General features: G+C 41.8%; 14 protein-coding genes and 1 tRNA gene. 8 read left to right on the top strand and 7 right to left on the bottom strand.

Going from position 1 to position 14,521, the window contains the following annotated elements:
* On the top strand, positions 1 to 912 hold a 912-nt coding region (locus LPKJCM_RS12760; protein ID WP_225364140.1), incomplete at its 5' end, for an IS3 family transposase.
* Between the two features lie 59 nt (positions 913 to 971).
* A complete protein-coding gene (locus LPKJCM_RS05805; protein ID WP_225364141.1) occupies positions 972 to 1,691 on the top strand; it encodes a hypothetical protein in 720 nt (239 codons plus the stop codon).
* A gap of 606 nt (positions 1,692 to 2,297) precedes the next feature.
* Here LPKJCM_RS05805 and LPKJCM_RS05810 read toward each other — a convergent pair.
* Both LPKJCM_RS05810 and LPKJCM_RS05820 read right to left on the bottom strand, forming a co-directional pair.
* Positions 2,298 to 4,700, bottom strand: a complete 2,403-nt coding sequence (locus LPKJCM_RS05810; RefSeq protein ID WP_133057555.1) for a hypothetical protein — start codon at positions 4,698 to 4,700, stop codon at positions 2,298 to 2,300.
* A 502-nt stretch (positions 4,701 to 5,202) separates the two neighbouring features.
* Complete coding sequence (locus LPKJCM_RS05820; RefSeq protein ID WP_057962151.1) at positions 5,203 to 5,772, bottom strand: recombinase family protein; 570 nt, start codon at positions 5,770 to 5,772, stop codon at positions 5,203 to 5,205.
* Between the two features lie 912 nt (positions 5,773 to 6,684).
* Between LPKJCM_RS05820 and LPKJCM_RS13750 the strand changes: the two genes are divergently transcribed.
* Positions 6,685 to 6,816: a hypothetical protein gene (locus LPKJCM_RS13750; protein ID WP_263851681.1), complete on the top strand. Its 132-nt coding sequence runs from the start codon at positions 6,685 to 6,687 to the stop codon at positions 6,814 to 6,816.
* 510 nt (positions 6,817 to 7,326) lie between these two features.
* On the opposite strand, the gene LPKJCM_RS05830 is transcribed toward LPKJCM_RS13750, so the two are convergent.
* From LPKJCM_RS05830 to LPKJCM_RS05840, 3 genes are read right to left on the bottom strand one after another with little or no spacing between them, the layout of a single operon-like run.
* Positions 7,327 to 7,755 (bottom strand): hypothetical protein, encoded by a 429-nt coding sequence (locus LPKJCM_RS05830; RefSeq protein ID WP_057962149.1) that lies wholly within the window; start codon positions 7,753 to 7,755, stop codon positions 7,327 to 7,329.
* Positions 7,756 to 7,798: 43 nt separating this feature from the next.
* Complete coding sequence (locus LPKJCM_RS05835; protein ID WP_057962148.1) at positions 7,799 to 8,218, bottom strand: hypothetical protein; 420 nt, start codon at positions 8,216 to 8,218, stop codon at positions 7,799 to 7,801.
* A gap of 13 nt (positions 8,219 to 8,231) precedes the next feature.
* Positions 8,232 to 8,645, bottom strand: coding sequence for a hypothetical protein (locus LPKJCM_RS05840; protein WP_057962147.1), 414 nt, complete (start codon positions 8,643 to 8,645; stop codon positions 8,232 to 8,234).
* A gap of 127 nt (positions 8,646 to 8,772) precedes the next feature.
* On the opposite strand from LPKJCM_RS05840, the gene LPKJCM_RS05845 reads away from it, so the two are divergent.
* Together LPKJCM_RS05845 and LPKJCM_RS05850 are read left to right on the top strand one after the other, a co-directional pair.
* Positions 8,773 to 9,144 carry a helix-turn-helix domain-containing protein gene (locus LPKJCM_RS05845; RefSeq protein ID WP_057962146.1) on the top strand — a complete coding sequence of 124 codons (372 nt, stop codon included), beginning with the start codon at positions 8,773 to 8,775 and terminating at the stop codon, positions 9,142 to 9,144.
* Positions 9,145 to 9,218: 74 nt separating this feature from the next.
* Positions 9,219 to 10,484 carry a site-specific integrase gene (locus tag LPKJCM_RS05850; RefSeq protein WP_057962145.1) on the top strand — a complete coding sequence of 422 codons (1,266 nt, stop codon included), beginning with the start codon at positions 9,219 to 9,221 and terminating at the stop codon, positions 10,482 to 10,484.
* A gap of 110 nt (positions 10,485 to 10,594) precedes the next feature.
* Here LPKJCM_RS05850 and LPKJCM_RS05855 read toward each other — a convergent pair.
* A tRNA-Arg gene (locus LPKJCM_RS05855) sits at positions 10,595 to 10,666 on the bottom strand.
* Positions 10,667 to 10,717: 51 nt separating this feature from the next.
* Complete coding sequence (locus LPKJCM_RS05860) at positions 10,718 to 11,047, bottom strand: hypothetical protein (protein ID WP_057962144.1); 330 nt, start codon at positions 11,045 to 11,047, stop codon at positions 10,718 to 10,720.
* Positions 11,048 to 11,219: 172 nt separating this feature from the next.
* Here LPKJCM_RS05860 and LPKJCM_RS05865 point away from each other — a divergent pair, with 172 nt between their 5' ends.
* Genes LPKJCM_RS05865 through LPKJCM_RS05875 form a run of 3 tightly spaced genes read left to right on the top strand, consistent with a single transcriptional unit; the run spans position 11,220 to position 14,392 of the window.
* A complete protein-coding gene (locus LPKJCM_RS05865; protein WP_057962143.1) occupies positions 11,220 to 11,867 on the top strand; it encodes an NAD(P)H-hydrate epimerase in 648 nt (215 codons plus the stop codon).
* Between the two features lie 57 nt (positions 11,868 to 11,924).
* Entirely contained in the window at positions 11,925 to 12,488 is a 564-nt protein-coding gene (locus LPKJCM_RS05870) for a M15 family metallopeptidase (RefSeq protein WP_057962142.1), read from the top strand.
* 23 nt (positions 12,489 to 12,511) lie between these two features.
* Positions 12,512 to 14,392 (top strand): FAD/NAD(P)-binding protein, encoded by a 1,881-nt coding sequence (locus LPKJCM_RS05875; protein ID WP_057962141.1) that lies wholly within the window; start codon positions 12,512 to 12,514, stop codon positions 14,390 to 14,392.
* Positions 14,393 to 14,521: the final 129 nt, after the last annotated feature.

The following is a 14,521-nucleotide window of genomic DNA, read 5'->3' on the forward strand; positions in this document are numbered from 1 at the left end:
CCTTGCGCAGAAGTAACCAATATCTTTGATTACATTCACCAAGAAAGCCATCACCACCAGGTAACCAAGATGTGCCGAATCCTCGGTGTTTCCAGAGCTCAGTATTATCGTTATCGATCCCCAAAGCCTTCAAAACGCCGGGCCGAAGATGCGGACTTGAAACAACGGATTCTGCGGATCTTTGCGGAATTTAAGCAGCGATACGGTGTTATGAAGATCCACCATGAATTGAATCTGGAACTTCAACCACTGCAGCTTCGGTGCAGTCCACGACGGATTTCCCGGCTCATGAAGGAACTGGATATCCACTCCGTTACCGTCAATAAGTGGAAAGCGGCTTCGGCTTCCAAAACCAAGGTTGAACAGCGTCCCAACTTGCTTAAGCAGGATTTCTCGACCACTGGTTTAAATCAAAAATGGACCGCTGATATGACCTATATTCAAACGAAGCGTAATGGCTGGTGTTACTTATCAACCATCATGGACCTGCACTCACGACGGATTATCGGCTATTCGTTCTCAAAAAAGATGGATACTGATTTAGTCTTAAAGACCCTTGAAAGCGCGGTTAAAAATCGAACCATTACTGGGGACCTGATTATCTATACGGATTTAGGATCACAGTATACCAGCGATGATTACAACCAACGGTTAACAGAACTACATATCCGCCACTCTCACAGCCGTAAGGGGTGTCCATACGATAATGCACCAATGGAATCTTTTCATGCTTCCCTCAAAAAGGAATGTGTTTATCCAGTGCCGGTCTTTGAAGATTATGAAACTGCCGCTGCCGTCCTTTTTGAATATGTGCATGCTTTCTACAATAGGAAGAGAATTCATAGTTCACTGGGCTACCAGACCCCCTTACAAGTTGAAATTGCAACACTTACGAGCCAAATGGCCGCCTGATTTAATGCTTTCCAGGGTTCAAATAAGTTATTAATCGCGATTAATGATTTATTTGAGCTGTGGAAGGTAAACGCGGTTCTGAATGTCTCTTAAAACCTGTCTCAAATATTGACTTCAATCCAATTGTCAGCATTCAAATTCCCAAGAACACTATCTTAACAGGCCATAAAGACCATGTTGAAGAGGCAAAGGGAAAATTTATCAACTCGTTCGGTATCAACTACGACACCCTCAGTTATCGATTTCTAAAGCCCGTCATTAGTTCCAGCATGAACTTACTGACATATGATGCGTTCGTCAACGCGAAGAAGATGTCATCACTCAATAAATATTTCTCAAGGATCAAACGCCCAGCTTATATGCCTGCTTATTCTTCAGGATCACTTTATATTTATCCAACCAACAAGAAAGAATTCAGCCCTTTCAGTCCAACGACGAACCGTTTGAAAATAACGGCTGATGGTTACCTGGAATTCACCGATAATAATAGTCCGGAAGCCGAAACTAATAAGTCGTTTAATCTGACTCCAGACTCCTATATCAAAATTAATAGGACGATCATCAAAAATAACTCAAGGTATTTGTACTACGCCCACCATTTAGAGGGTGTTAATGACAAGCAGGTCGCAAAATCCGGTAAAAATATGTATAGACTAATCATTACCAACATGCATCGCCCCTTCTCTATGTTCGACGGTGATCAGGGAGCCGTCTTAATGAGCAGATACAAAGTTGGTGGCACTGTATATTACACAAATAGTGGCGGGTATAGTGCTTAGGAGCTCCTGAATGGCGCTTCCATAAGTTCCAATTAAAATCCGATCATGATCGGTGACCTTGGCAATCATTTTTTGTCTGCCTCCTAAGAAACGTTCCAATAATTCACCATTTATCTCAGGAATCCGCTTACGTCTATACCCTGTACTTTACTTTTTTAAAGGCTAAATTTGACCATTTTGCAAGCTAATTTTTTACTTTTTTGAAGCGTAGATTTAACCATTTTTTTATTAATTCGAAAATATTTCTTGTTCAAGAATAGGTCTTAACCAATTATGGTTTTATGTCGAACTATGTGTCTAACAGCATAACAAAAAGTCGCCAATCTCTCAGCGACTTCCCTTATCAAACTCGATTTAATTCGCCTATGCGTCCCCCGAGAGTCGAACTCGGATCATGAGGACCGAAATCTCATCCAGCCCTTCAATAGACAATCTTAAGCACCGGAATCACTGTTACAAAGGCGATAAGGGGCAACGCAACTTTTTGTACTTTGAAGCAATTTTCAAGAAGTCGTCATAATTTTCGTCATGATTTTAAAAATCCAGGAGAATTAGCTAGGTCAGTCAGTTAGGTTGCTAACTGGCTTTTTTCGTGCCCAAAAGTTTTTAGGCAACAATCTCATCTCTCACAAACGGAGCCAAGACTTTTGAAATCTTACCTAAAGATAGCCAATTAATTTCTCGTCTAGAAATATCTTCTTCGGAGTACTTGTTAATGTATCCTTTCAAGGTTTTTCCTGTTTGAAATTTAACATCTTGACTATCAACAACCGAGTCGCGATATTCCTCAACTTGTCTAAGAAAATCAGTGACATCATCCTTATCCGCTTTCACATAAGCCAGAAACTTGGTAACCTCAATAAATTCATCTTTACGTGTTATTGAAGACTTTAACTTTATTCCCTTGTTCATGGCATTGTCCATCGTAAGCAAGAATAAATTAGCGTCCAGTGAATCATAAATAAAGTAACGCTTAAGAAGCTTGTTGGCATTTTCCTTGTAAGTATTTTGTTCCTGAAGCGTTTCAAAAGGAGCAGTAACGAAGTATCCTAATTTGCCATTTTTGACAAATCCCGTTGGCTTATTTGACCAATCGTAAGATAGTTTAGCTTCCGTTTCCATTACCATTTTTTCCTCACTCTGAAGCTTTTTTACTTTTGAATCTCGCTTACGCTCAGCAAAGGTTGGAAAACGTCTCTGGGTACTTATATAGGTCAACTGATGCTTATGTAAAGCTTCTAATATTTCACCGGGTGTTGTATTGCTTATGGATGACATTGCATGAATCGTTCCATCTTCTGTCCCATTTAATCTAGTTCTTAAATTAAATCCCTCAGTTTCAGAAGTTCCTTTAAATTCGAACCACGTATTGTTAAGAAACTCTTTAGTAACCATTTGATAAATTGGAGAAGCAAGTTCTGAAAAGTTTGATTCTAGGCGATTATCATCAATATAATTCTTAGAACTTACGAGAATGCCATCGGTAGTAATGTTTAAAAGATGAAACGGCTGAACTTTCTTTAAAGCTTGAATCAATAGAAAAACATGCCATCTTGTAATTGCGGTGTACTGAGATGCAACAAAGGGGTCACTAATTGAAGACAGAAAGCGTTGTTTGTTCGAACTAGACAGCCCATCACCATGAATTCCTTGAGCAGTTTTCCCGTAAATAGAATTACCTGCTTCCTTCCAAAGTAATTTTTCAACATCATTATCAGCTTTCATTCGCTTTTGCAAGAATATGTCTTGCACGATTCCACAATGATTAAGAGCATCAAAGTACATTTCTCGGTCTGTTGAAAGCTTGCGCTGAGAAATGATAGTTGCCTCAGTAATCTCCATTTTCGCACCCATATTGTAAGCAATCCAAAAATCGGTGAGCGTCATAATAATGTTGGGTTCTTTTTGAACAAAGTGTGGCCCATCATCGTCTGGAGAATATGATGCAAGCGGGATAAAATCACAATCACGAGACCAGATTACACTCAATTGGCAAGTTCCCACTGTATAAGCTCCATTTACCTTCTCCATAGCTTTTACTAATTCAGCGGGAGTGGGCATCACTAATTTTTGGCCAACTTCTGAATATGTTAACTTAGGAATTAAATGACCGCCAACATTATAAGCTGATTTCAAGTCAATATCAGTTAACACCCCCTCGCAAAAGGTGCCAGAACGATATGCAACATTAATACCTCCCCGAAAGCTCTGAATAGCTGTGTAAAAGCCAGGGTTAGTTCTCAATGGTTGTACATTGCTAATCATTCTCCGACTCGGAATATTGGAACTGATATAGCCCCTCAGTTCTTCAGTTGTTACTCTCGCGTCTTTTCGTTCTAAAGATTCAACAAACTTTGTGGCAAAATTGGCAATTGTAATCGGTAACTGGCGTTTCTTAGCACCCTTTAACTGCAGATTTGACATCACAATGCTAGTGTAACAAGCCAGCACCTTTGTTTCGTAGTAAGGAGCCGTAGTGGGGATATTAAACAAGTCACCTAGTTGTCTTAACGTTGTCTTAGCCGGGGCTAATTTAATTACATCCCTGAAAAGGACCTTTGCATAACAACAATTACGGGCCCTATCATTAAAATGAATCCAGATATTGTCAAAACTGGAAAATTGGTGTCCTAAACTAACCACCTTAGTATCAGCATAAGAGTGATTGAAATCCTTCAGAGCAGACAGAACTTGTTGCCCAGAAAAGGTAACCAGGGTAAGCCCCAGCCCCTTGGACTTCTGATGTCTTCGAAAAAGCACATTGGTCTCGTCTGCAAATTTAAAAATTTCGTCAAACACGTCAATCAAATGAGGGGACTTATGCTTAACGCATCGGTTGGCCACATGTTTCCCGTTTATTAATGTGAGGCTAAACGTGATTTCACTACTGGCATCCAGCGCACCCTTATGATTAAGAGAACCGTCCATACCCAGGAAAGCGAAGATTTGCCCGTCCGGAAAGCCACCTAGAAGTTTCGTCAGATTACTTGCTATCACCATTTCTGCCATCACCTTAATCTTAATTTACAATAATTTATGTCTTATTGTTAAGTGTAACGATACAACTTTCACAAGAATAAGTCAAGCCTTATGTGCAAGGAAAACGAATTAATATAATCTTCGTAATTGGCTTGAGGTGCTCCCGCTTACTCTACCAACGGTTGCAGGGCCTCCCAAAACTAATACTAATGGGAAGAATCCCCAGTACCTGCCGCTTTGTCTCCAATCTGTCCTGTCACGACTGGTTAATCATGCCTGTCCGGCTCAAGCCACATGCAGGCAGCTAAGAAGTACAGGAAGCAACTGGTTCCCGTACCAACAAGCAACTTGGCTATGGTATCCATGATTACCAGGGGAACGAACTTCCAGACATGTAGGGCTATCCAAATTACTAGTAACCATGCCCCAATGGTCTTCCAATTGGATTTAAAGAAATTGGATTTAATTTTGGGCTCAGGGATTGACCTGGAGTGGTACTTTTGCATTCGTGTCATACGCCTAGATTCCCTTCTTAATAGTTCTCGATTTGCTTTTTAACCCGCTGTATCGTGGATATCGACACATTAAATGCCTTGCTCGTGTCCTTGTAGGTGTGGTTGTTCAAATAGCCATAAACCGCCTTATATTGGTCTGTAATGACTCTTCTGGGGCGGCCCTCATGATAATTAGCCTTGTGCCTTCTTGCATACTCCTTACCTGCCTGAGTCCGTTCAACAATCATGTCCCTTTCCATTTCTGAAACTGATAACAACGTCCGGGTAATCATTCGGCCCATGGGAGTGTCTTCAATCGTCCCGAGGTTTAATACCTTAATAGTTACCTGATTTTTCAACAGGGGTTTTATGATGCCCAGAGCCTCACCGGTATTTCGAGCAAACCGGTCCAGCTTCGTGACCACAATAGTGTCGTTCTTTTTCACTAAACTTAGTAATTGATTAAACCGTGGTCTGTTTGTAGTCATGCCAGTAAATTTTTCAGAATAGATGTTGCTAGGGTTGACCCCTGCCTCTTTGAGCTCGTTAACCTGCTCATTCAAATCTTGCCCTCTCGTTGACACCCTAGCATAACCAAATGTCGTCATTTCTTATCGCCTACTTTCTGAACAAAGTTTATGAACATCTCATAAGCTTATGATAACGCTATCGTCGTAGGTATTCAAGAACTGTTAAGTTTATGAACAAATCAATTTTTCTTCACTAACGCTGCCAGTAATTCGGATTCCGACTTGTTATTGTACAGTTGTAAAAAACTTATAAGTTTCACACCCTACCCCGCTTCGAACACCGTGTTTCAAGACAGGTACTCCCAAGAAGAAATGTCACTCTAAGAAGTCACAAATTTTATGAAAAAACCACCCAGCCAATTTCATTAGGTTGAACAAATTAGAACTCAATGTCTAGTACATTTAGTGTGTTCAACTTTGGTCACGTTCAAGATAGTGACACGATGTCACTTTATACAACTACCTCAGCTCCTTAGGATTTTCTTTTCAAAACCGTTTTCTTCTATAATATAGATAGGAACCAAAAAACCATTAACGGAAGAAGTTGTGACTCAATGAAGATAAAAGCAATTAGGCAACTACACATAATTAATCGGATGGAAAAGACAGTTCAAAACAAGTTATTTCGGCAATTTTTCAATGGCGAAATTAGTGCAGTTGCCTTAACCAACCAGTTAGCAAGAGCCGAATACATTCTTAACGAAATGAGGAAACGACAATATTAATAGCTGATTGCTTGATGTCCAATTTGTACCATCTGAAGGAACTGAGCATTTGTCATCCACGTTTAAAGCTTTTACGCCAATAGCCCCACATTGCTGAGTCTGGGACTGTCAAACTAACTAATTGGTAATGACATGAGAGTTTTCCTTTTGAATTTAAAATCAGAGTAAGCTTGAATTATAAGGTCAATCAAGACCTTTAAAATACATAGAAAGCGGGTCCGCATATGACACTAACACCAATCCAGATTAAAGGTGGTGAAACCTCTTGACAGAAAACGAAATCAGAAAGCAAGCCAAGCAACACTTATTTAAGGCGTACATCAATGGCATGATAGACGTTGCTGACTTGGGCTATATGCTTGGCCAGGTCGATGCTTCAACAACCAAAGAAAAATAGCCAAATTAAAAGGAGTGTCCTCAACGGGTCGCTCCTTTGTCTTATCTGGCACCTCTATATAAGGTATACCAGGGGTCATAAATGTTGTAATTCAAATAAATTTTACTCTTGCTAACCCTTATCAAGGTGAACTCCAAATGTTTTCCTGTCTGAGGATCATAAGCCCTAACATTGGCCGAAGTTCTAACGCCGTCACTCCCCGGGTCCAACCAGTATCTCACTCGGTCATAACCGTGCCACGAAGCTCTCCACTTGTGCTTCCCATACCTATTCCAACCACTATACCGGAACCAAAAGTGGTTTTTAAAAATGTGATAAGTAACACTACCTCGCCCCCTCGTGTGCCAATAACCTTTAGCGAAGCTTGGTGTACCCGCATGACCAGAAGCACTAGCCTGCTGAGTTCCAAAGCCAAGGCCAACTACTAGTCCAAAAGTCACCATGATTATTACAGCTAATTTTTTCATGCCATTGCTCCTTCAAGACACCTGATTAAAAATCCAATTTTATCTAATAACAATACATCGTATATTTCAGATAGTAATTTGGTTTTTGACTTAGTTTTTCAGATTGACCAATTCTTGTGAATATTTTCTTGGAATTGATTCTCTTTACTTTTACAAAAAAGTATTCAGAAACTTCCTTATGACCGCTTGAGGTTATCCAATACGTTGTTGAGCGAATTGTATAAACGTGATGTGAATACTTCCAGGTTGGGTGAACAGCGTTAGGGCGGTCTTGTGTGTAATCAATATGGAAGTGCGTTTTGTTGCCCCACATCATTGGCTCTTTTGTTGAATTATTTGGTCGATACCTCTTATTGTAAAGGAATCCAGGCGTCCCACTATGCCAGCTTGATGCATTAGCAAGTGGTGTTCCAAAACTAAGGCCAATTGTTAAGCCAAGGGTCATCATAATTATTGCAACTAACTTTTTCATGTTATTGCTCCTTCAAAATTATTTCATGGAAACTAAGCTTTGTTTAATAACGGTAGTAACTGACAAAACTTTTCTTAAATGACCATGGCTTGATAATAATGTGATTATGGCTTTTCCATTTAATTAGACACGTACTTGGTACAGTTCCTAAGCTAATTCCTTTAAACTTATAAAGATGATGTCCCATGTACTTATAACTGCAGTGTTGAACTAAGGGGTTCCCTTGGTCACTCGTACCTCCGTTTAATCCGTGTATCTCGGAAATAATCGAATGTTTAGTAATGTACGTCCTATAATCTCCACCTGTCCCATCATAAAAATAGTGTGCCTTAGTCTTCCATTTACCTCTCAATGCGCTAGGAGTTCCTTTATGCCAACTTGATGCATTAGCAGTTGCGCTAGAAGCTCCCAATCCAAATCCGACGGTCAATAGAGCTGTTGCAATAATTGTTTTAGTTTTCATTTGATTACCTCTTTTAGTTAAATGGTACTCGCACTGCTACGTGCGGGCTTACTGAAGGAGCCTTATAAACCAGTTTGTATGCATTGATTCTCTTTACTTTTAGCCAGTTGGGTCCTGAAAGACCCTGAGCAAAATGGTGTGAATAAATTGTATAAATATTGCCATTCTTTTTCCACTGACACTTTAGAGGTAACCAGGAATCTTGACCTTCAATGAAATAGTACTTAGTTTTCCAGAACTTAATCTTTTGGTAACTATATGCTCCCCAACCCATAAAGACCCTTTTTCCACGCCATTTGGTATCTTGTAATACCTTCGGAATCCCGTAGTGCCATGTTGCTGCACTAGCAGTCTCATAGCTACTAAAGGTAAACAACAGACCCAATGATAGCGCTAAGGTTCCCAGTAAAACTTTCCATTTCTTCATGTATGTAACCCCCAACAGATTATTTATGATTCAATAATTTCATTTTAATCCTAGTCTTTCACCCTGACAATAGTCGCTTCTTGATTTCGATAAATTACTTTAGCCTCAACTCTTGAGGTGACTTTTAATGTCAAATGAAGTAAATATTGGCGAAATAATTAAAGCCAAAAGAGCCAAAGCTAAGATGACTCAAGAAACTTTAGCCGAATTAGCCGGAATATCCATTGATTACCTTTCCAAGCTGGAGACCGGGAAGCGTACAAATCTTAGTGCTACTACACTCTTAAAGATTGCCCACGCACTTAATACAACAACTGATAGTTTGTTAACCGGGAATAGTTCAAATAAAAATTCGGAATTAACGTTAGACGCTCAGGAACAGTTGCTACTAAAACGATTGCATACCCTCAATAAAGAGAGCCGTGCGGATTTAATACACGCATTTATGGAACTTATCCATGTTGTAAATAAGCAACAAAACAATCCTCGTATGAAGTGACCGCCAACTAATGTTTAATGTGGGTTATAATTAATCTGACTTAGCTAATTCGCCTTTCTAATGAGGTGAATAATGTGTCAATCAGTAAAACAAAATCAGGTTCATATCAAGTTAATGTTTACATTCCAAGTGATGTTCGTCAGGCATTGGGTGTGAATCACAGCAGGCTCGCCCAAGTCGTTAAAACTAAGCTGAAGGCCCATGAACTAGAAACCAACTACCTTAACCAAATTAATCAGGCAAGAATGGGTAAGGTCTCCAACTTAGCCGTTCATAACTCGGCCATCACTTTCGAAAGCTTCTATAAAAAGGAGTGGTTACCAGCTTATTTATCCGGTTCAACCGGTCATGCAGGACAAGTGCCCCGCTTATCAACATCAAACTTAACCCAGAGGCTGTTTCGGCTGCACATCCTTCCGTTATTTGGAAGCTACACGTTAATTGAGCTTAACAACAATCCTTCTCTAGTCATTGATAAATTGAGTCAACACGCAATCACTTTTGCCAATGTAAAGCAGTTGTCTAGCTACACTAGTCAAGTCTTTGCAGAAGCCAAGTATCGGAAGTATTTAAACTCGGACAATATCAGTCCTGAAATTCATCGGGTACCACCAACTAGAAAGATTCAGTTGAAGCGTCATCGTGAAGTTAACGGCGGGGATGCTTTGACAGTCAATGAACTGCTCGACTGGTTTAATGCGGTTGAATATGATTACCAGAGTCAGAAGCTCTGTCGGCAAGATTACGTGATGTTTTACCTAACCTTATTCATTGGTGACAGAAAATCTGAAACGTATGGCCTTCAATGGTCTGACATCAGCTTAAAACAGGGCTACATCGACATCATTCATAGCTTGGACGAAAATGGTAATCTTCAGCCGACTAAGGAAGGGAAACAGACGAGAGTTAAAATTACCCACAAATTAGTCCTACTTTTGCGTGTTTGGAAGGTTCAGCAATTTCAACAATTGGTGGCAGCTGGTATTAATCCAACGCCCCAGCAGTTTGTATTCACCTATACAAATGCTAGAGGCCAAGTTAACCAACCGGTAAACCCGTTCTACTTGAATAACCGGCTTAAGACCATAAGAAAACGGCACCCTGAGTTAGCTAAAACTCATCCCCATGCCTTAAGACATACCTTTGCAACCATTGCTCATCAAGGTGGCGCCTCGATGGAAGAGATTTCAAAGGCGCTTACTCACTCTGACACGAAGACCACTAGGGACTATGTTGATACCCCGGCCATTGTCACGTTATCAACTTTTAATAAATTTGAAAGCCAGTTGATGAAGGCAAAAGAAAAGCCAGCAAATCCAAACGGCTTTGCTGACCAATGAAAGGTATTCTTATAAACTCGTCATGAATTTAGACAAGAAACCATCAATCTGTATTTTTTAAATGCTTCGGATAGTCTCTGACTACCCGGCATGTCAACGTTCTACATCGATGCGTCCCCCGAGAGTCGAACTCGGATCATGAGGACCGAAATCTCATGTGCTATCCATTACACTAAGGACGCCTTACATCATTTAATTATAGCGTTTTCTGAATATTAATACAACCTGAATGTTCATGAAAATTTACGGGCGACTTTATCGGCCTGGTCTTCCAGATACCACATCAGTTTATCGCCGTCCTTTTCGAAGTCAGCTTCAAAGGACTCACCAATTGGCTGAATTGTTGTCAGCAATTTCTTCCCAATACCAATGACCTGAATCTCTTTCCCGACCAATTTACCGGTATCGTAGTGCCCTTCCTCGGCTTCATCCAAGTAACCTTGAAACGCATCTTCAATCACTTGTTTCATAAGTCCGTCCCTGGTGGTTTCCGGGTGACGGGCTTTTTCGATAGCAAATTTATCTTCAAATTCATGCATATTTTCTGGATAATCTAGGGACATGATTCTACCTCCACATTTTCTCTTATCCCCATTATAAAGCAGACGTTGTCCAAAGAACACGTATCTTGTTTATAGAAACACTCAAGGCGCACATTCTACTTGCAATTGGGGCGCCGATAGCCCAACATATAAGGTGTGAAGTGCTTACATCATTCGATTGGGAGGTAATATAATGACACAAGCGATCACAGTTGAAGAATCACGCGAATTAGACGATAAAACAATTAACAAAATCGGCATCCCTTCCCTTGTTTTAATGGAACGGGCTGGCCTCAAAATTTATGAAAATATGCTCGAGAACCACGATCTCTACTTAAGCAACATCTTAATCCTTGCCGGAACTGGCAATAACGGCGGCGATGGTCTCGTTGTTGCCCGACTCTTGGCAACGCATGGCTACAAAGTTTCCATCTTGATAGTTGGCAACCCGGATCATGCCAGCGAGGATCATCAAGCCCAGGCACGAATCTGCAACTATTATCAGATCCCAAAGGTCTTCATGGACGCTGATTTCAACAAATTCACCACGCTGGTCGATGCGTTATTTGGCAGCGGCCTATCGCGCAATGTTGGCGGCGACTTCGCAACGGTTATCGACAAGGCGAACGCTTCAACAGCCAAAATTCACGCCATCGATATTCCTTCAGGCCTGAATGGTGATACTGGCGAAGTAATGGGAACTGCCATCAAGGCGACCTCAACATCAACCGTTGCCTATCCAAAAGTCGGGATGCTCAAAGATCAGGCTAAGCCTTACACCGGCAAGTTTTATGTCGATGATATTGGGATTTATCGTGGCACCACATTTGAAAATGAATAAATAATCACTTATTATTAACTTAATTAGATTTTTCTCAGAATACGTGGAGGTGCCGAGATGGCTGATAAGAAAACGCAAGGCTACATGAACGTTCATAATGTCGATCCAGACATCATTGTTGACCTGAAGTACGCAACCAGCGATAATTTTACCCACCAAGTGGTTTATGACTTTGACCAGGCAATTTCTCGAATTGATACGGTGAAAAAGCTCGGTGAAGCCAGTAAAGCTTTAAAGGCACAGGGTTATCGAGTCAAAATTTGGGACGCTTACCGACCCACATATGCACAACGGCGCTTATTTGAAGTTTATCCGGATCCAATTTGGGTTGCTGAACCGGATCCAAACTTCAGCCATCAAAAAGGGGTGACTTTCGATCTGACCTTAACCGATCAAGATGGTAAGGACATTGAAATGCCTACTCCGTTCGATGATTTTACCGGCGCAGCCAAGCGCAGTGAAAAATCATCGTGGACACCGGCAGCTCAAAAGAACTACGATATTCTAAATGGGACAATGCAAAAAGCCGGCTTTGTGGGCTACGAGAACGAATGGTGGGACTTTCGCGACTCGGATGCTGATCAGTTTGGGCCACTAGAAGTTGACCCGAAGTATTATTAAATCAGAAATTAGGAGTATACGAAATGAAAGTTGGAATTATTGGGGCAGGTCCAAGGGGAGTCTTATTAACCTCTCAATTGTTTAATCAATATAAATATCATAGTGACCAGACGTCGCCACTATCAATCACATTGTTTGACCCGTATGGGATTGGCGGCCGGGTCTGGCGCACTGACCAATCCGATGAACTCATTATGAACAGCGCGGCGGACCAGATCACCTTGTTCACCGATGCATCTGTGAACATGTCCAGCAAGGTCTATGACGGCCCTTCTCTGTTTGAATGGGCCAAAAGCGTTGAGGCCAACCGTTATTTGGATAGTAATGGCTATTCTGCCGACGTCATTGCTTCAGCTGCTCAGCTACAAATTAATGGCTATGCACCACGGGTTTTGTTTGGTGCCTATATCAAATGGTTCTATCAAGATTTGATTAAACAGCAGCCAACCGAAGTTTCAACATCAGTCATGAAGTCTCAGGTCATGGGCCTCACTTATGATGCTGACCACAAGCCGGTTATCAAAACCAACGATGGCACCTATCCATTCGATAAAGTCATCATGAGCCTGGGTCAGCAAGATAACTACCTCAGTGATGAGGAACAAAAACTAGCCAGTTATGCCCAGCAAAACGCCCTGACCTACATTGCCCCAACCCATCCCGGCGACGCTGATCTCAGCGATATTCCCGCTGGTGAACCGGCCATCATTCGCGGTTTGGGGCTGAGCTTCATCGATTACATCTCCGAATTGACCTTGGGGCGTGGGGGCCACTACATGCAAAACGAAGACGGCAGCCTCTTTTACCAGCCGTCCGGTCGAGAACCGCGGATCATTGCCGGATCGGGTCGTGGAATTCCCTATTACCCTAAACCGATCAATGAAAAAGGCTATGGTGAGTGTGACGTTCCAAAGTTCTTGACCAAGGAAAATATTCAAAAAAATTCAACTGATGGCAAGATCTCCTTTGATAAATTCATGGAGCTGTTGCTGTTAGACTTGAAACTGGTTTTCTATAAACTGACAATTAACGACAAATATCCATACAAGAGCGCCTCGAAGTTTGAAACCGAATTTTTAGCAAACGACGATAAACAAGCCGTTCTCAAACAGTTTGGTTTCGCCGAAGAAGACGTCTTTAATTGGGATTACATCATTAATCCATTTAAGGATGTCCAATCAATTGGGACTGAAGATTACCAGTCTGTCCTGATTAACTGGATGAATGGCGAAATTAACGACTCGTTGAAGGGGTCAAAAACCGGCCCACTGGCCGCCTCCAGAGATCTGCTTCGAGACTTCCGGCCGGCTTTTCGCCAAATGCTGATTGATCACTGCTTCAGTAATCAAGATTTGGTTGAAAAATTCTGGGGTCAACTCGACTCAACCATTAACTTCTTAATCATGGGACCACCAGTGGTGCGCAGTAAGGAATTGTCGGCCCTCATCCGCAGTGGCGTGGTCACTGTGCTGGCTCCCGGCATGCAGGTAAAGGGCCAGGACGGCTGGTTTGTGACCGCCGCCCCTAAGCGCAATACCGATACCTTCCGCTCAGCCACATTGATCGAAGCCCGGGTACCAAAAGCCGACCTGGATATCACGGCGAACCCAGTGCTGGAAAGCTTGGTTGATGCTAAATTGGCAAGAACCCACCAGGTTGAGGTTAACGATCAGTCAGTTGGCTTAAATGCGGTTGATGTCGATTCAAATACCGACCAATTGCTGTATGCCAGCGGTGCCGGCCAGCCCGATATTTACGTCTGGGGCGTACCACTAGACGGCTTGCGTTATGTCACCAACGCTGCGCCACAACCGGGCGTGAATGATGCAAACCTGCAGACGGCTGACCGTTTGGCAGCTGAAGTGTTGGGGCTACCTGTGGCTGAGAATGTTGAGATGGCTTAATTGAAGATCATTAGATAACAAAACGGACGCCTCAGAGGTGAGGTGTACCCCCAAAGTTAAAGTAAATATTTGCTTGTCTTTCCTAGGCGGCCCGGAGTCGATATTTTATCGGCGATGTGCCGCCTAGTT

Source organism: Lentilactobacillus parakefiri (genome assembly GCF_002157585.1).
Classification (GTDB): domain Bacteria; phylum Bacillota; class Bacilli; order Lactobacillales; family Lactobacillaceae; genus Lentilactobacillus; species Lentilactobacillus parakefiri.

What these genes read in the sequence shown, in the direction of transcription:
- LPKJCM_RS05810 (WP_133057555.1), bottom strand. Translation starts at nt 4,700, where the DNA reads ATGGCAGAAATGGTGATAGCAAGTAATCTGACGAAACTTCTAGGTGGC.
- LPKJCM_RS05820 (WP_057962151.1), bottom strand. Translation starts at nt 5,772, where the DNA reads ATGACGACATTTGGTTATGCTAGGGTGTCAACGAGAGGGCAAGATTTG.
- LPKJCM_RS05830 (WP_057962149.1), bottom strand. Translation starts at nt 7,755, where the DNA reads ATGAAAAAGTTAGTTGCAATAATTATGATGACCCTTGGCTTAACAATT.
- LPKJCM_RS05835 (WP_057962148.1), bottom strand. Translation starts at nt 8,218, where the DNA reads ATGAAAACTAAAACAATTATTGCAACAGCTCTATTGACCGTCGGATTT.
- LPKJCM_RS05840 (WP_057962147.1), bottom strand. Translation starts at nt 8,645, where the DNA reads ATGAAGAAATGGAAAGTTTTACTGGGAACCTTAGCGCTATCATTGGGT.
- LPKJCM_RS05845 (WP_057962146.1), top strand. Translation starts at nt 8,773, where the DNA reads ATGTCAAATGAAGTAAATATTGGCGAAATAATTAAAGCCAAAAGAGCC.
- LPKJCM_RS05860 (WP_057962144.1), bottom strand. Translation starts at nt 11,047, where the DNA reads ATGTCCCTAGATTATCCAGAAAATATGCATGAATTTGAAGATAAATTT.
- LPKJCM_RS05865 (WP_057962143.1), top strand. Translation starts at nt 11,220, where the DNA reads ATGACACAAGCGATCACAGTTGAAGAATCACGCGAATTAGACGATAAA.
- LPKJCM_RS05870 (WP_057962142.1), top strand. Translation starts at nt 11,925, where the DNA reads ATGGCTGATAAGAAAACGCAAGGCTACATGAACGTTCATAATGTCGAT.
- LPKJCM_RS05875 (WP_057962141.1), top strand. Translation starts at nt 12,512, where the DNA reads ATGAAAGTTGGAATTATTGGGGCAGGTCCAAGGGGAGTCTTATTAACC.